Raw genomic sequence first — 16,863 nt, 5'->3', positions numbered from 1 at the left:
AGTTACCACATTATAATGGGGCCAACTCCATCCCTACACCGGGGCTTGAGCGATGCGCAGGAAGAAGCACACGGCAGGATCGTTCATCAGGATTGCCCTCGCCGATGGCTCCTTCGGCTATGCGCGGCTGCTCGAGTCACCGTATGCCGCCTTCTACAACTACAGAACCACGAGTCCTGACTCTGATCTGGACAGGATCGCCTCAAGCCCCATCCTCTTCAGGATTGCCGTGCGCCATCTGGCCCTGGATGAGTGGGAAGTCATCGGGCGGAGGGCACTCGAGGAGCAACTGACCCAGCCCGTCGTTCAATTCATGCAGGACCTCGGAGACTTCCAGCGTTGCACCATCTTCGACACCGCTGGCCATGAACGAGCCGCCACGCCCAAGGAATGTGTGGGTCTGGAGCGGGCGGCGGTCTGGGAACGGGACTCCGTCGAGCAACGCCTGCTGGATGTCTTCCTGGGACGGCCCAACGCCGATGAAGAGCACCTGAAGGTACGTCTGCAGTGACCCGGGCCGCCCCGGAACTGGCGGTGCGGACTACGAACGCGTGGGGGCCCAGATGGCGCTGTGGGCCTCCGGCGCGTCCGGAGAGGCTTCCGCCGTGTAGAAGTAGGCCGCGACCGCGGCCCGGCCCCGCCCCTCGGGACACTCCAGCGGGGCTGGGTGGCCGTGCCAGTAGGTGTCGCCATGCGCCATCACCACCAGCCGATCGAGCAGCGGAGCGATTCGTGTCTCGCACCGGGTGAGGTCGGCATTCCACAGCTCGAGGTCGCCGCCCCAGGCGGGCTCCCAGCCGGGGTTCAGGTAGTAGAGGACGGTGAGCCGCCGCGAGAGCGCACGGAAGCGATCCCGGTTGAAGTCCGCGTGAAGCGCCAGATGGCCTCCACGCAGCGTGAGGTGCAGCCCGGCGCCCCGGAAATGCGGATCCGCGATGAGCCCCTGCACTCCCGTGAGCGTCTCCAGGAAGTCGAGGAACGACATGCTCGAGAACTCCGAGAGCAGGTGCCGGAGCGCTCCGTGCACCCCCTCGAAGGCCTTGCGCTGCAGCTGTCCCAGGCGCGCCGCCTGTTCCTGATGATCCCTCCGCTTCCAGTCAGCCCCGGTCGCGCCCGGGAAGACCTCCGCCAGTCCGGACGCGAGCCGCTCTCCCAGGAAGCCATCGATGACGACGTGCGGATAGGGCTGCGCGACGCCGTAACTGTCTCGATGGGCCAGCGCGAGCGCGCGGAGCGCCGTCCGGGACAGGAAGAAGCTCGGGCCCAGCAACGAACCTTCTTCGAGGGTCGCGACGCCGGGAGTCCTCATGGCGCCAGCGTCAGCTCCAGGCGCGCGAAGGGGCGCTCGGCGTGGATGCCCCGCTCCCGGCAGTACGCGATGAACTTGTCGGACTCGAGGATCTGCGGCGACGTGGCCGTGTAGGCCAGGCCCATGACATGGCTCAGCCACGGCTCGAGCCCCATGGAGTAGTTGTACACGCGCTTGGGCGCGAGCAGCTCCACCAGCGGCGCGGCCCGGGCGAAGTTGGCCCCATTGAGCCGGCGCGCCTGATCCATCTTGCGCGGCAGCGGGCTGGTGAACATGTGGCCGTAGCCCCAGCTCATCGGCGCGCCCTCGCTCTCCATGCTCAGGAAGAGCGCGTCCGGCGAGCCCACGTCCTCGCGGAGGTACTCGTACACCCGCGGCTCCAGGCAGTTGGTGTCGGAGGCCGCCAGCACCGTGCGGCCCTCCAGCTCCACGCGGTAGATGAGCTTGGCGCGCACATCCAGGTCCGCGTGCTCGCCCAGGAAGGGAAGCCCGAGGATGCTCCCTCCTGGCAGCTCGATGCTCTCCAGCTCGTCCAGGTCTCGCACCCGCGGGAAGCCGATCGCCCGCAGCAGCAGCTTCAACGACAGGTCCGCCATGCCGCTGCTGCTGCGCGGCACCACGACGGTGCCCACCTTGTGGCGCAGCTGCAGCAGCGTCTCCAGGTTGATGTGATCCCCATGCCCGTGCGTGATGAGCACGTAGTCGATGTGCTCGGGCAGATCCGCGAACGTGAAGCGCGGCAGCTCCGTGGGGTACTGGTAGGAAATGCTCGGGTCCACCAGCACACTGACGTCGCGGGACTCGATGAGCAGGCAGGCGTGGCCGAAGTAGCGCACGCGCACCCCCGGGCCCGCGAAGCGCCCGGCCCGCACAGGGGCCTGCTCGGTGAAGAACGACTGGAAGGTGGCCTCCTGCCCGGCCGTCACGCCCAGGCGCTCCTGGATCTCCCCCAGCGGCGCGGCGTGCTCCCTCATCCGCGCGAGCGCGGAGAGCGCCTCGTGGCGGAAGGGCAACGGCAGGAAGACCCGGCCTTCCCCAGCGAGCCGCGGCGTGCTGTAGGCGAAGGGCCGCGCGTCCGTGCCGCCCCGCGTCAGCATCACGCTCTGGCAGCGCTCCTTGTAGAAGCGGCCGCGGTAGAGCAGCTGCTCGAAGAAGCGGAAGGACGGCCGGTGCTGCATGTCGTACTTGAGCTCGACGTAGCCGCGCAGCGCCTCGGGCAGCAGCGGGTAGAGCCGCTCCAGGCCCTCGCCCGAGGTCTCCTGGGCGAGCATCTTCTCCAGCGCGCGCACCGCCCCGTCGAACTCGATGAACTCGGGGTTCTCCCGCTGCGTGCGCTCCAGCAGCTCGCGCACCTCGGGCACGCGGCTGGGGTCCACGTCGAGGAAGGAGCCCCCCGCCATCCCCGGCATCTTCAGGGCCTGCACGTGCCCCTGCGGGTAGTCCACGAAGGACTTCATGATGCGCAGCTGCTTGTTCACCACCATCATGGCCGCCGACACCGGCGGTACGAGCGTGTGCACCGCGAACCACTGGTTGACCAGCGGTTCCATCATCACGTCAGGTGCGAGGAAGACAGGCGTGCGCGCGTCCATGGCCGACCTTTCTCTTGGAAAGGGACAAGCCTGTCAACCTGGGCCCGGATCGCTTCCCGGGCGGCCCCTGGGATAGCCTTCCCCCGCCATGAGCCCCCCGCCCGCCGTCCCGACCCGCCGTGAGGAGTTCCGCGAACTGTGGAAGCTCGCGCTCCCCATCGCCATCGCGCAGCTGGGCCGGTCGTTGATGGGGTTCGTGGACACCGCCGTCCTCGCGCGCGCGGGCACCACCTCGCTGTCCGCCGGCGCCCTGTCCGTGGCGCTCCTCATCCTGACGACGGGCTTCGGCGCGGGACTCGTCCTCGGGGCGGATCCGCTGGTGTCCCAGTCCCTGGGCGCCGGCAATCCCTCGCGCGCCCGGGCCTACCTGTGGCAGGGCAATTACGTGGCCGTGGTGGCCGGCACCCTGCTCTCGCTCGCCATCACCGGGAGCGTCCTGCTGCTGCCGCGCCTCGGGGTGGACTTCGTGGAGCTGCCCGAGGTCCAGGACTACATCCTCTGGCAGGCCCCGTCCCTGCCGCTGATGCTGCTCTTCATCAACACGCACACCTACCTCCAGGCCCTGGGCCGCCCCCACGTGCTGGTGGTGTCCACGGTGCTCGCCAACCTCCTCAACCTGATGGCGGACATCCTGTTCGTCTTCGGAGGCGCGGGGCTGCCCGCCTTCTTCGGACCCCTGCGCGCGGTGCCGGCCATGGGCGTCAAGGGCGCGGCCCTGGCCACCACCCTGTGCTGCGCGCTCCAATGTGCCATCGTCCTGTGGGCCGTCCGCCGCATTCCCGTGTCAGGGGAGAAGCCCTCGCGGCTTCCGGATCGGCGGATCCTCCTGCAGATCCTCGGCCTGGGGCTCCCCATCGGGCTGCACATCATCGCGGACGAGAGCTTCCTGGCCATCGTCTCCGTCCTGGCGCGCCAACTGGGGCCGGAGAGCCTCGGCGCGCACCAGCTCGCCGTCTCCTTCAGCATCATCACCTTCGCGGTCACCATGGGCATCAGCAACGCGGGCAGCGTGCGGGTGGGCCTGGCGGTGGGCGCGGGCGATCTCCCCCTGACGAAGCTGCGCGGAGGGGTGGCGTTCGTCTCCGGAGCGCTCTTCATGGGCTGCAGCGGGCTGGTGTTCATGTTCTTCCCCCACGCGCTGGCGAGGCTGATCGGCGCGCCCGCCGAGGTGGTGCCCCTGCTGGTCCCGCTGCTGATGGTGATGGCCGCCTTCCAGCTCTCGGATGGGGTGATGGCGGTGGGCGGCGGCGTGCTGCGAGGCCTGGGCGAGACCCGCTTCACCTTCGTGGCCAACCTGGCGGGGCACTACCTCGTCGGCCTGCCCGTGGGCCTGTTCCTGGGCTTCGGACTGAACCATGGCCTGCAGGGCCTCTGGTGGGGCGTGTGCGCCGGACTCACCGCCATCGCGGCCTGCCTCGTCTGGCGCTTCACGCGCCTGACCGCGGCCCCGCTCCAACCGCTGCAGGCCCAGGTGTAGCCGGGCGCCCTGGCGCCGGTGCTAACCTGCCGTCTCTCTCCGCGAAGACCCGACGCACACCGTCTCGAGGCCGCCACCATGATCGCCCCCGCCCCCGCTTCCCCAGGCGCTCCCTCCCTGGCCCTCCCGCGCTCCTTCTGGAAGGACTTCACCCGCAAGCACTGGGACCGCGAGCCCGTGCTCTTCCAGGGGCTGTTCGGCGGCCAGGGCCCGTCCCTCCAGGACATCTTCGAGGCGCTCGTGGAGGCCACCGAGCGCACCCTCAAGGGGGAGCTGCCTCCGCACCGGGGCATCCGCTTCTTCATCGAGCACGAGGACGGCCCCAACGGCCTGCCCTACTACTCGATACTCTTCGCCCCCTCGCAAGCCCACCTGCCCTCGCGCGAGGACCGCGACGCGCATGCGTACGTGGAGCGCATCACCCGCGTGCTCGGCGGCAAGCGCTTCGGCCTCGTGCTCAACCGTACGCAGACCCAGCACTGGCGCCACTGGCAGCAGCTGCACGGCTTCCTGGCGAGCGTCCACGAGTCGTCCAGCATGCCGCTGCGCTCGAGCGACTCGGCCGTCTTCTTCGGCAACTACCGCTACACGCCCTTCGGCATCCACAAGGACGACCTGCACATCTTCTACTTCGTCGTCGAGGGGACGAAGCGGCTCAGCCTGTGGCCCTTCGAGGCGCTCTCCCAGCGGGAGGAGCTGCCCCGGGATCCGGGCCTGCGCCAGCGCAACGGCATCATCACCCTGCGCGACAAGGCCGATGAGGAGCGGGTGCTCGCCCAGGCCACCGTGCTCGAGGGCCGGGCCGGGGATTTGATGTACTGGCCCGTCTCCCACTGGCACCGCGCCGAGCCGACGCAGGGGCTGTCCGTCAGTGCCTCGCTCGGGCTGGCGGTGACTCCGCCGGAGTTCATCAGCATGGCGCCCCCGGGAGAGTGGCCCGAGAGCGTGCGCCCCAACGAGATGCCCGCCGGCAAGGGCTGGCGGATGCCGGCCGCGCTGCGGACCGCCCTGCGGCGTCAGTCCCGCCGCCAGGAGATGACCGCCCTGGAGCGCGAGCGCACCACCGAGTGGGTCCGTTTCCTCACCGGCGGCACCCTGGAGGGCGCCGCGCCCGTGGCCCGCGAGGCCCCCCTGCAACCCCAGGAGTGGATCCGCGCCACCGCCCGGCGCCCCATCGTCAGTGTCCCGCTGCCCGGAGGAGGGCTGCTCGTGTCCGCCAACGGCCACGCCCAGGCGCTCGCCCCGGCTCCCACGGCGCACCGCCGCCTCGAGCAGCTCCTGGAGACGCTCAACGGCGGCAAGCCGCAACAGGTGGAGCAGCTCGAGCAGGCCTTCTTCCACCGGATGACGGGGCGGGGGTTCAGCCGGAACGCCCTGCGCCTGCTGCTCGACGAGCTCGTGCGCTGGCGCGGCGTGGAGCGCTGCGAGCCGCCCTCGTCCCGCCGCCGCTGAGCCCCGCGGGGCCTCAGCTCCAGCGCAGCGGGGGGAACACGAGCGTGGGGGTGCCACCCCCCTCGGCGGTGGGGAAGAAGGCCAGGTCCGCCCCGGTGCCCCGCAGCGAGCGGAACGTCTCCAGCACGGGCAGCGACAGGTTCACCGGGGCCACCCGGCGCATGCGGCGGCCCTCGCGCACCTCCCAGCCTCCCGCCACCAGGTCCACCACCCCGGGACGCGGCATGGTGGTGAACGTCTCGATGCGCGCCACCAGCTCCGTGTAGTGCGCGGGGAGCGCGTCCCCGCGTGGCACGACGAAGAGGCACACCGGCGCGGGCCCTGGAGGCGAGCCCCCGCCCCGCAGCCCCCGGCCATTCGCCCCCACCCCGAGCTGCGCCGCCGTCGCCGCCGAGTGGAGGAAGTCCTGCAGCCGGCCCTCGTCGATGAGCCGCAGCCGGCGCGTGGGCGTCCCCTCGTCATCGAAGCAGCGCCGCTGCGTGCTCGACGGGTGGAGCGGCTCGTCCTCCACGCTCAACACCCCCGGGAAGAGCTTCTTGCCCACCGCGCGCGCGAGGGCGGGCGTCGCGGCCACCACGTCCCCCCGCAGCATCCACGCCAGCGCCGCGACGAGCGGGGCCGCGACGGCGGGCCGCAGCACCACGGGCAGGCCCGGGTCCGCCGCCTCTACCGGCCCCTCCAGCGCCTCCACGGCATCCACGAGCCGCGCCCGGAGGGCCTCCAGGTCCCACGCTCCACCCAGCGGGGCGGCCACGGCATCGACGATGGCGCCGCGCGACGTCTCACAGCGCACGAAGGCCTCCTCCCGCGAGGTGACGCCCATGAGCCCGCCCCCCTCTCCACGCACGAGCGCGGACCACGCCGCGTGCTGCGCGAGCACGGCCGCCTGGACCACGAAGCCGGGGGGAAGCACTTCACGCACGAGCCGCTCCGCCCGCTCCCGCATCCGGGAGGGCGAAAGCTCCGGGAGCACGGCGTCCGCCGGCCCGGCCGCCAGGGGGGTGGGCAATGGGGCACGCGGGCCCGCCGACACCCTGCGCGCGGCGGCCTCCAGCACCTGGCCGAGCGTCTCGGGCCCTCCCAGGGGAAGCACCGCGTGGCCCACGCGCTCCTCCCTCCACACCCGCGCCGCCGCCGACAAGGACTCGCCCCCACTGAGGGTGGAGGCCCCCGTGGCGGCCTCGTACTCCAGCGTCAGCCGACGCTCCGCGGTGAGGAACAGCTCTGCCTCGCCACTCCCCTGCCCCCGCCGGAAGGCGTCCAGCTCCACCCGAGCCGCTTCAGCCAGCGCACGCAGTTCCCTCCCCGCGCACACCTCCGGGCCGCTCGTGCCGCGCTCCTCACTGGAGGTCACCGACATCCTCGCTCTCCGTCTCGCTCTCCGGGCTCAAACCCCGCCGGCGCCCATCATGCCCCATCCCATGCACCACCCGGAGCGCCTGGCTTCGAGGCGGACCCGCGGCCCGGCCTGCCGCACGAGGGAGCGCGGATGCTAAGAAGCGGGGACGGGAGGCACATCGTCTTGCGGGACTGGTTCGTCGAGCGGCGCGAGGTCACCGAGGTCGTCCACCAACGCTCGGGGCTGCGCGTGCAGGCGCCCGTCTGCGAGCGCGGCCACGCCGTGCGCTGGGAGGTGCCCGGCGGCCTCGAGCAGGTATGGACGGAAGTGGCCGGTGGCCCGCTGCCGTCCGGTGCGCTGCCCGCGGACGTGCTGGCCCCGGCGCGAGAGCTGCTCGAGCCCGAGCCCTCCCCTCCCAACGACACCGGGCTGCAGGAGGTGGTGCGGCGGCTGGTGGACACGGCGCAGGCCGCGGGCGCGGCGCACCTGGACGTGCTGCTGCGCGAGGTGGACCAGCGCACGCTCGTCGCCAACGCCTCCGGCCTGGTGGCGGACCGGCGGCACCATGCCCTCCTGGAGGTGAAGGTATTCGGCGCCACCGCGGGAGGGACGGCCGAGCTGTGGCGCTGTGCCGCGTACCCGGACGGAGCACGGATGCGCGCGGCCCTGCCGGAGCTCGAGGCCCTCGTCCTCCAACTGGTGCGCCAGCTCCAGGAGTGCACCCCCGCCGTGCCGTGTCCCACCGGCGCGCTGCCCGTGGTGTTCCCTCCCGGAGCGGCCTCGGCCTGCTTCTTCCACGAGGTGTGCGGGCACCCGCTGGAGGGGGACGTCGTCGCGCGCGGCGGCTCGTACCTGGCCCGCCGCCTCGGGCAGCGTGTCGCCGAGCCCTTCGTCTCCGTCACCGATGACCCGACCGACGGCCGCGGCGCACTCGGCTATGCCTGGGACGACGAGGGCCAGGCCGCGCGGCCGGTGCCCCTGCTCCACGCGGGCGTCGTCGGCACGCCGCTGCTGGACCTGCGCAGCGCGAAGACACTGGGCCTCGCCCCCAACGGGCATGGCCGGCGCGTGAGCTTCAAACACCCCGCCCTGCCGCGCATGGCGCACACCCGCGTCGAGCCGCACCTCGGCGACCTGGAGGGCCTGATGGCCGGCATCCCCCACGGGCTGCTGGTGCGCCACCTGACGCCCCGCCACATGAACCTGCTGTCGGGGGACTTCAGCTTCTACATCGTCGAGGCGCAGGAGATCCGCGAGGGCCGCCCGGGACGCATGGTGTCGCCGGGCATCCTCAGCGGCAACGGCCTGGAGGCGCTGGCGGCCATCGACGCCGTGGGCGCGGACTTCCAGAACCTCTTCGCCACGCGCGGCTGCCGCAAGCTGGACCACGGCCCGCTGCCCGTCTCATTCGGACAGCCGGCCGTGCGCTTCCAGCGGCTTCAGCTCCAGCCTACAGGCACATCCAGCTGAAGTCCGGCGGCGGGACTGGGTCCGCGAGCGGATCCTCCGGCGGCGCCTCGCCCATGGCATGCAGCCGGGCGAAGGACACGCCCGAGGGAACCTCCGTGACGAAGGGAGGGATGAGAAACGGACGCGGGCCGGACGGACCCGGATCCTCGCCCTCGGGGGTGGTCACGGTGTCGTTGAAGCGCAGCGTCACCGGCCCGCTCGAGCCCGGGGGCAGCACGAGCGCGAAGTAGCCCATGGGGCCCACGGAGTCGGGAATGGCCATGTAGCCCAGGGGCGACTGGCCGGGGATGCCGAGCTCCGGCGGCGCCCAGTCAATGGCGTAGAGGGTGCCCTTGTCCGTCTCCGCCGCGATGCCGGGCGCGGGGATGTCGAAGAAGTTGAAGGCGGGGCTGGGCGAGTACACCCAGACGAGCGCCACGCCCCCCGTCTTGCTGGGGTCGAGCAGATCCGCGGGCGTCGTCGGCGTGCCCATGTCCGTCATGAGCTGCGCCACCGCGCTGAGCGCACCGGCCTCGCCCACCACGGCGGCCACCTGCGCATGGCAGACGCTCCCGGGCGCCATCACCGGGTTGAGCGTGGTGGTCGGGTGGTACTTCGCCTCGGGGATGGGCCCGAAGATCTCCGGGGGGAAGATGTCCGGAGCCCCCATCACCAGCCCCTCCGCCGGAGGCACGGCCCGGAGCACGTAGGGAATCTCACCGGCCGGCACACCGCGCACCTGCCAGGTGCCGTTGCCCGCCGAGGGCGCGCTGGCCGAGGCCGAGGCCTGGCCATTCATGATGCTCACGCTGGCCCCGATGGCCGCCGAGCGCGTCAGGTAGGGAATCCCCGCGAAGAGCGCGGGCGGCGGCGCATCATCCGGATCCTCCGCCGGGAAGGTCGCCAGCGAGAGGAAGAAGACCTCCGGATCGTAGACGACGCCCGACACCGTGAACTGCCGCTCCGGCAGATCCGTGTACGGGCCGCTGCCCGCGTCTGGGGCCGTGGGGGCCGCCCCCTCCAGGGAGCAACCCGTCAGGGCGGTGGCAAGCAGAACGCTGCGGACGATGGACGAAGTCCTCATGGCGGTTCTCGGGGCTCTCATCAGTGCGAGGGAAGGATGTGCTCGGACGGCGGAGCCACCGTGTGGCACGCGTTGGCGCAGTTGCCGTAACCGTTGGGCGTGTTCTGCATCGACTCGAACTTCAGATCGAAGAACTCGCTGCCGTGGATGTCCACGTGGCAGCCCTGGCAGGACACCAGGCTGGCGCGCACGGCGCTCTGGCGCGTGAGGTGGCACACGGTGCAGTCACCCTTGTTCTGCTTGTACTTGCGCGAGCCGATGTGGATGCGGTGCACCATGTCGGAGGTGTGGCCCACGCCCGCCTCGTAGTGGCAGCCCTTGCACGACTCCACGTGGTCCACGGACATGCCGTGGTGCAGGTTGACCAGCGAGTTCACGCCGTTGTGGCAGATCTGGCAGTTGCCCACGTTGCCCGGATAGGTCGTCGGCTGCTCCTGGCCCACCTGGAAGAAGATGGGCTCCAGGCGGTTGAGGCGCTCGCCCATGAAGGAGCGGTGCCCCTTGAGCAGCAGGGCGTAGGTGCCCGGCTTGGCGTCCGCCGGGAGCGGGACGTTGTAGCGCGTGGGCTGGCCGGCCTCCGCGTACCCGGGCACCACGTCGGACATGCCGGGGTCCACGTAGAACTTGGGCTCGCTCAGCTGCGGGTAGGCGAAGAAGGGCGTCTGGTAGGTGCCGAAGGACGTCGTCAGCTCCTGCAGCGGGCCCACCACCTTGAAGCCGGACTCGGAGCTGCTCGAGTCGCGGTACGTCAGCAGCATCCACTCGTTGAAGTAGGCGATGCCGTTGGACGTCTCGTTGCGGAAGTCGCTGAAGGAGGGCAGCAGGTCGCGCGAGTGCAGGCCGTGGCCTTCCCCGTCCTGGAGCGACACGATGAAGTCCAGCGCCTCGCCCGGCATGTAGTACTTGCCGTTGCGCGGCGTGTTGATGAGCGCCTTCTGGGTGAGGCCGAAGCCGCAGGGCACGCGCTCCTCGGTGGCCAGCCCGTCCGCGCCCAGCTTGTAGCAGGTGGCCGTCCGGTCCTGCTCCGGCACGAACGTCACCGGGAAATGGAAGGGCTCCTTCTCCATCAGGCTCCAGGTGACGCGGATGACGCCCTCACCGGTGAGCTGCGGCATGCGGAAGGACTTGAAGGGGTTGGTGGAGTTGGCGAACGAGACCTTCACGCCCGTGTGGTAGAAGGGGTCGCCAGCCGGGTGCATCACCGGATCCCCAGGGAAGAGCGGACGGCTCAGGTTGTAGATGGTCCAGCTCACGCGGGTGCGGCCGGTGGTGCTGTTCTCGGCCAGGAAGTCCCTGCGGCTGTACGTCTCCGTGGCGCGGACGATGCCCTCGGCGTCGAGCACCTCGAGCTTGAGGGTGTCGTCGTCGGACATCATCCACGCGGCGTTCTCGAAGAACGTCTCGCGCTGGAAGACCTCCTCGCCCATGGGCTTCCAATCGTCACGGCCCACCGTCATCCCGCTCCAGTCCAGGCTCTTGAAGCGCGACTGCTTGCGGATCCACGTGGCCGGCGTCTTGCGGTCCTCGAAGGCCGTGTGCCTGTTGAGCACCGCGTCCATCATGGTGAACTCGCGCAGGAAGTAGAGCGAGCCCGGGGTGACCGTGAGCCGCGCCGTGGGCTCCTCCTCCTCGAACGAGGGAGCCTCCTCCGGCATCGTGGGGATGCCGCTGTTGAGCCGCGGGCAGGTGTCCGGGTAGCCCGGCAGCGTGAGCGAGCCCTTCGTGACCGGCTCGCCGTTGGGCAGGATGGCGCACCCGTTGAAGGACAGCAGCGAGAGCGAGATGGCCCCGGAGGCGGAGCTCGAGTAGGGATCGAAGGCCTTCGCGCCACGGCCACGCGTCCCCTCGGCATCGGTGGTCTGGAAGACGTCGCAGCCCGAGGAGAGCACCACGAAGGACAGAAGAACGAGCGCCTGAGACGATTTCATGGGGGAGACACGAGGCCTGCGCGCACCGCGGAGACCGCGGGCGGGGGGGGAGACATGTGCGCGATCGGCTTACTCTACCGAGCGGCATTCCGGAAAGTCCAGGGAGGGGCTCCAGCCTGGACAGGCAGACCCCCGAGGTTCACCCGGGGGTGGGGGCATCGATGGGACGGCCAGTGCGGATCGCGATCACGCCCCGGCGGTATTCCAGGTTCAAGCGGTCCGCCCTCACGTGCGCCTCCCCGGAGAAGTCCACCGGGTGGGCCTTGGGGCGCTGCCCCTCACCGACGAGGCGGTCCTGCTCAAGGATGGCCAGCTCGCTCTTCACGAAGATGTCCGGGAACATCCGCAGGTTCGGGTGGTACGAGGCGAAGTAGAAGCACTGCATCTTCTCCTCGGACCAGGGCGAGGCTACCGCATACACCGTGTGCTTGAAGAAGAGCGTGGGCTTGAAGTGCAGGCGCGCGGCGAAGGGGAAGGAGACCTCGTAGGTGAGCGTGGTCTTGTCCACCTTGGGCGGGGCCGCTCCCATGGGGGGCGCGAGCGCGGGGTAGACGATCTGCGCCCGCAGGCCCTGGGGCAGGCGCTCCACCTCGTAGGGGAGGACCTCCTGCTGCTCCGGGTTGCCGAACGTGCCCTCGTGCACCCAGGACAGGTGCGCGACGTCCAGGACGATCTCCACCATGCGGCCCGCGGACACGTCCCAGTCCAGGCGCGGCAACGGCACGGTGGCGCAGCTGCCGTCCTCCAGCTCCGGCCACTCCGGCAGCGGGGCGGCGGGCTCCGGGGCCAGGCACACCCAGACGAGGCCGTAGCGCTCGGTGGCGTGGAACGACGCCAACGCGGCGGAGGGCGGAATGGGCGCGCCGGGCTGCGAGGGGATGCGGACACACCGTCCGTCCCGCCCGTACGTCCAGCCGTGGAAGGCACAGCGCAGGCCCTCGCCGGAGACCTCTCCAGCACACAGGTCCGCGCCGCGGTGCGCGCAGTAGCGCTGCGTCACGGCCACGCCAGCGCCCGTGCGCCACACGACGAGCTCCCGGCCCAGCAGCCGGGCGGCCAGGGGGCGCTCCTTCAGCTCGTGCGCGAAGGCCACCGGGTGCCAATACGGGGAGAAGGCTTCTTCGTAGGAGCGCACGGCCGTGATTCCAGGTGGGTCCCGTCCGCTCACGCCAACGCGAGCGGGGCGATCTTGCTCTCGATCTCCTCGAGCAGGAAGTTGATCTCCTCCAGCTCGTCGAGCTTCTCCGGAGCGGCGGCGGCGGCCACTTCAGAGGTGGGAGCAGCGGTCTGAGCGGCGGCGACGGGGGCGGTGAGGGTCTCTTCGGATGCCATGGCGACCTCCTCGGGGGAAAGAAGGAGCAGCTGGGAACACCTGGAATGCTCGCCCGTCCGGGAACTCGATGTCAACCCGGCTGCGTCCCGTACAGGAGCGCTGTACCATGCGGAGGCGATGCGCCTGCCCCCCCTGCCCTTCGAAACGAAGCCCGTCCGCCGCCTTCACCGGCCCAGCCCCCAGGAGCTGTGGGCCCAGCAGGAGCCGGTGGTGCTCACCGGCTGCATGGACGACTGGAAGCTGCTGCACGAGCTGAAAGCGCGCGCCACGCCCGAGCAGAAGCTCGCCGTGCTCGGCTCGCGCTTCGGCACGCAGACGGTGGAATACCACCGGCTGCCCGGACACCTGGGCGGCCACTACCACTTCCAGAAGGAGAACCTGGAGGGCGTGACGTTCAGCGGCCCCCAGGCGGGCGTCACGTTCGACACGTTCGCCGGGGAGCTGCTGCGCAGCCTGAGCGGGGCCTCCAGCGACTACGTCTACCTGCAGTCGCACGCCGTCGAGCCGGGCACCGCGCTCTTCGAGGCCCTGGGCCCCAACGTCCTGCCCGTCCTCCATGAGCAGCAGGTGTTCCCGAAGCTTTGGGTGGGCTCGCCCGGGCAGGTGGTCAACCTGCACTACGACGACTTCATCAACTTCATCTGCATGCTCGAGGGGACGAAGCGGGTGACGCTGTTCGCGCCCGAGCTGCTGCCCTTCATGTACCACGCGCCCTTCGATCGGATGCTCAACCAGGCCATGGCGAGCCATGTGCGGCTGCTGGAGCCCGACCTGGAGAGCTTCCCCCTCTTCCGCCAGGCCCTGAGCGAGGCCCGGGTGGCGGTGCTGGAGCCCGGCGAGGTGCTGTTCACGCCGCCCTTCTGGTGGCACCACGTGGAGTCCTTCGGGCTCAACGTGATGATCAACAACTGGCTGTTCCGCGAGCACCTCGACGAGGTGGTGGAGATGCAGGGGGACCTGACGCAGGCCATCCGGCTGTTCCACGCCCGTCCCGCCGGGCAACGGGACCGGGCGCGGGCGCTCTACCAGCGGACGGTCTTCGCGCCGGGGGCCGCCTCCGCGCCCGAGCCGGCGGGAAGCACGGAGCAGGAGGAGCCTGGCCTGGCGGAGCACCGGGCCCGGACACGCGCCCTGGTGGCCCGCCTCCCGGAGGCCCTGCGCAAGCAACACGCGCTCTACTACGACCACTTCGTCTTCCAGACGTCCGGGGAGCCCTTCCCCTCGCAACCCGGGGCGCTCACCGCGATGGTGGAGCGCAACGCCCACGCGCCCACCTTCTTCCTGCGGGACTGAGAGGCGCAACGCCATGAAGACGAACGTCCTGTCGGCCCATCCGCGCGGATGGGAAGGTCCGGCCGCCCTGGTGGGCGGGTTGCTGTGGCTGGTGTCCTACGGAGCCGATCTCGCGTTCGGGCTCCAGACGGGCCACGAGCCCACCGATGCGAGCGCCTCCGGACTCGCGGCGTTGAGCGCCACCACGTTCAGCCTCGGCCTCGCCTGCCTGGGCTTCACGATGGTGAGGCTCGGTGCGCGGCTGAGGGCACACAGCCCCTGGGCGGGCACGGCGGGACTGCTGCTAGGGGCCGTCGTGCTGGCCTCGGGCATCATCAGCGCGATCGCCCTGAGCGGCCTCCTCGGAAGCTTGCGGAACCTCAAGGTGGCGGTGGTGCCCGGAGTGCTCAGCTATTTCGGCGGCACGACGCTGCTCGGGGCCACCGGCCTGCGTGCGCCCGCGGCGTCGCACCGGACGGCCGCCTGCCTGCTCGCCGCGGGCTTCCTGACGCCGGTGCTCGTCGCAGCGACCACCCTTCCCCTCCCCCCAGGCCTCCCGTCGTACGTGGTGGCCAACCTGCCATTCGCCCTGGCTGGCGCCACCTGGCTCGCCATCGGCACGTCACTGCGCCGCGACCCGGCGGGTCTTCTGTCGCTTCCCAGCCCTGGCTAGACTGGACTCCCCCCATGCGCCCCGTTCCTTCCCTCCTCCGCGCCAGCGCAGCCCTGTTCCTGCTCTGGAGTTGCACGGCTGGCGCCGAAGCCTGGCGCGGGGCCACCCCTGGCACCTCCTCCCTGGAGGAGATCCTCCGCGACTTCGGCAAGCCCACCCGCCGGAGCACCCAGAACGGTGAGCCCGTCCTGACCTACGCGCTCAAGGCCGCGCCCAAGGGGACCCGCAACGTCCGCTTCAGCTTCGCTCCCGACAACGGGCCGCTGCAGCGCATCGACGTGGTGCCCAAGCCTCCGCCCACCCGGGCCGCGATCGAGAAGACCTACGGGCCCGCCTGCACCGAGGCGTCCGGGCCGGAGGTGCCCTGCTACGAGGTCCGGCTCACGCCCGGCAGCCAGTTCTACTTCCACTACCGCTCGCTCGGCGTGGAGGTGTTCTTCCAGCAGCGGCGGGTGCAGTCGCTGACGTTCCGGGCACCGCCCTCCCCGGGCCGCGCCTCCGAGGACACGCCCGCCCTCGCGTCCGCCGAGCCCGCGCCCACCGCCGCCGAGCCCGCGGTTGAAGAGCCCGCGCCCGCGCCCGCGGTTGCCGAGCCCGCGCCCACCGCCGCCGAGCCCGCGCCCGCCTCCGCACCGGCCTCCGTGTCCCTGGAGATGGCTCCGCCGACCATCGAGGACGCCGCGCCCGCGGAGCCCGCGGTGGGGCCCGCTACCACTCCCACCGCCGTGACCCAGGGGATGGACATTCCCCAACAGGTCCCCATCCTCGATGCGGAAGCCTGGCGCACCGAGACCTCGCCGCAGCCGCACAACATCCTCTCCCTCGGCGGCTTCTACTACCAGCGTGCCGAGCTGAGCGGCGCCCGTGGCGCGGACTCGCTCTCGCTCCAGCCCATGCTGCCGTCGCTCGTGGACGTGTACCTCGACATCAAGCCGTCGGACACCCTGCGCGGATTCGTGCGGGGGCGGCTCGCCTACGATGCGCTCGACCCGGTGCTCTCCAGCCCGCAGGTGCTGCTCGACCAGTTCTGGTTCCAGTTCAGCCTCGCCCACCGCGTGTTCTTCAGCGTCGGACGCCAGCAGATCAAGTGGGGCAGCTCGCAGGTCTGGAACCCCACCGACTTCCTGCAGAGCCCCAACCCGCAGCCGCTCGATGCGTTCGATCTGCGCACGGGCGTGGACATGCTCAAGGTGAACATCCCCTGGGAGGCGATGGCCTCGAACCTGTGGTTCGTCGCCACGGCGGACCTGAGCGGACCGGCCGAGCAGCGGCTGCGCTACGGAGGAGCGGTGCGCGCCGAGGTGACGCTCGGCACGAGCGAGGTGGCCGCCTCGGCGTACTTCAAGCAGGGGCGCCGTCCCCGCTATGGCCTGGACTGGAGCATGGGCCTGGGCGCGTTCGACCTGAACGCCGAGCTCGCCCTGGTGCGCGACAGCAACGTCGGCCTCTGGCAGCGCACGGAGGAGGGGTTCTCGCGGCGCTCCCTGGGGGGACCGCAACTGCTGGCCAGCGGTGGAATGAAGAGCACGTTCCGCCTCGGCGACGTCATCCAGACCACCCTCCGGTTGGAGGGCTTCTACAACCCGCTCGGCTACGACGATCGCGCCATGCTCACCTGGCTGCGCTCCAAGGGTGACTACCGCGCGCTCTTCTACGGCCGCTACTACGGCCTCGTGCGGGCCACCTTCGCCCGGCGCAGCCAGCACGAGCCCACGCTCAACCTCACCGGGTTGATGAACGTGAGCGACCCGTCCTACCTGGCGCGCGTGGACTTCGGCATGCAGGTCCTCCGCGACGTGTACTTCGTGACCTTCGTGGAAATGCCCTTCGGCGCGCGGGGCAGTGAGTTCCAGTTCGTGCCCGACCCCACGGTGGCGGACCTGCCGGCGACGAACGTCGGCGTGGTCCGTACCGGGATGAGTGTCCGCATCAGGATGTAGAGGAAAGCCGACTCC

General features: G+C 70.9%; 14 protein-coding genes. 7 read left to right on the top strand and 7 right to left on the bottom strand.

Going from position 1 to position 16,863, the window contains the following annotated elements; all coding sequences use genetic code 11:
- The first annotated feature begins 52 nt into the window (after positions 1 to 52).
- Positions 53 to 511, top strand: coding sequence for an Imm26 family immunity protein (locus NR798_RS12655; protein ID WP_375771720.1), 459 nt, complete (start codon positions 53 to 55; stop codon positions 509 to 511).
- A 30-nt stretch (positions 512 to 541) separates the two neighbouring features.
- Here NR798_RS12655 and NR798_RS12650 read toward each other — a convergent pair whose 3' ends face one another.
- Positions 542 to 1,309 (bottom strand): 2OG-Fe(II) oxygenase, encoded by a 768-nt coding sequence (locus NR798_RS12650; protein WP_375771719.1) that lies wholly within the window; start codon positions 1,307 to 1,309, stop codon positions 542 to 544.
- Complete coding sequence (locus tag NR798_RS12645) at positions 1,306 to 2,901, bottom strand: MBL fold metallo-hydrolase (protein WP_375771718.1); 1,596 nt, start codon at positions 2,899 to 2,901, stop codon at positions 1,306 to 1,308. Before NR798_RS12645 ends, NR798_RS12650 begins: the two co-directional genes overlap by 4 nt.
- Positions 2,902 to 2,989: 88 nt before the next feature.
- Here NR798_RS12645 and NR798_RS12640 point away from each other — a divergent pair, with 88 nt between their 5' ends.
- Both NR798_RS12640 and NR798_RS12635 read left to right on the top strand, forming a co-directional pair.
- Entirely contained in the window at positions 2,990 to 4,378 is a 1,389-nt protein-coding gene (locus tag NR798_RS12640; protein ID WP_375771717.1) for an MATE family efflux transporter, read from the top strand.
- 78 nt (positions 4,379 to 4,456) lie between these two features.
- Entirely contained in the window at positions 4,457 to 5,830 is a 1,374-nt protein-coding gene (locus tag NR798_RS12635) for a cupin-like domain-containing protein (protein ID WP_375771716.1), read from the top strand.
- Positions 5,831 to 5,843: 13 nt separating this feature from the next.
- Here NR798_RS12635 and NR798_RS12630 read toward each other — a convergent pair whose 3' ends face one another.
- Positions 5,844 to 7,190: a metallopeptidase TldD-related protein gene (locus NR798_RS12630; protein ID WP_375771715.1), complete on the bottom strand. Its 1,347-nt coding sequence runs from the start codon at positions 7,188 to 7,190 to the stop codon at positions 5,844 to 5,846.
- A gap of 162 nt (positions 7,191 to 7,352) precedes the next feature.
- On the opposite strand from NR798_RS12630, the gene NR798_RS12625 reads away from it, so the two are divergent.
- Positions 7,353 to 8,639, top strand: a complete 1,287-nt coding sequence (locus NR798_RS12625; RefSeq protein ID WP_375771714.1) for a TldD/PmbA family protein — start codon at positions 7,353 to 7,355, stop codon at positions 8,637 to 8,639.
- Here the strand turns inward: NR798_RS12625 and NR798_RS12620 are convergent.
- The 4 genes from NR798_RS12620 to NR798_RS12605 form a co-directional block, all read right to left on the bottom strand.
- Positions 8,620 to 9,702: a hypothetical protein gene (locus NR798_RS12620; RefSeq protein WP_375771713.1), complete on the bottom strand. Its 1,083-nt coding sequence runs from the start codon at positions 9,700 to 9,702 to the stop codon at positions 8,620 to 8,622. The genes NR798_RS12625 and NR798_RS12620 overlap by 20 nt on opposite strands.
- 20 nt (positions 9,703 to 9,722) lie before the next feature.
- The gene (locus tag NR798_RS12615; protein WP_375771712.1) at positions 9,723 to 11,630 is read right to left on the bottom strand and encodes a hypothetical protein; all 1,908 of its coding nucleotides are present in this window, start codon (positions 11,628 to 11,630) and stop codon (positions 9,723 to 9,725) included.
- Between the two features lie 139 nt (positions 11,631 to 11,769).
- A complete protein-coding gene (locus NR798_RS12610) occupies positions 11,770 to 12,765 on the bottom strand; it encodes a Rieske 2Fe-2S domain-containing protein (RefSeq protein ID WP_375771711.1) in 996 nt (331 codons plus the stop codon).
- Between the two features lie 29 nt (positions 12,766 to 12,794).
- Positions 12,795 to 12,962, bottom strand: a complete 168-nt coding sequence (locus tag NR798_RS12605; RefSeq protein WP_375771710.1) for a Xan family putative trans-acting RiPP leader peptide — start codon at positions 12,960 to 12,962, stop codon at positions 12,795 to 12,797.
- A gap of 118 nt (positions 12,963 to 13,080) precedes the next feature.
- Between NR798_RS12605 and NR798_RS12600 the strand changes: the two genes are divergently transcribed.
- The 3 genes from NR798_RS12600 to NR798_RS12590 are packed head-to-tail and all read left to right on the top strand — an operon-like array spanning position 13,081 to position 16,848.
- Entirely contained in the window at positions 13,081 to 14,256 is a 1,176-nt protein-coding gene (locus tag NR798_RS12600) for a cupin-like domain-containing protein (RefSeq protein ID WP_375771709.1), read from the top strand.
- A 13-nt stretch (positions 14,257 to 14,269) separates the two neighbouring features.
- Complete coding sequence (locus NR798_RS12595) at positions 14,270 to 14,908, top strand: hypothetical protein (protein ID WP_375771708.1); 639 nt, start codon at positions 14,270 to 14,272, stop codon at positions 14,906 to 14,908.
- 14 nt (positions 14,909 to 14,922) lie between these two features.
- Positions 14,923 to 16,848: a hypothetical protein gene (locus tag NR798_RS12590; RefSeq protein WP_375771707.1), complete on the top strand. Its 1,926-nt coding sequence runs from the start codon at positions 14,923 to 14,925 to the stop codon at positions 16,846 to 16,848.
- The last annotated feature ends 15 nt before the right edge of the window (positions 16,849 to 16,863 follow it).

The organism is Archangium gephyra (assembly GCF_042230915.1).
Classification (GTDB): Bacteria; Myxococcota; Myxococcia; order Myxococcales; family Myxococcaceae; genus Archangium; species Archangium gephyra_B.
This window is presented reverse-complemented; position numbering and strand designations above follow the sequence as displayed.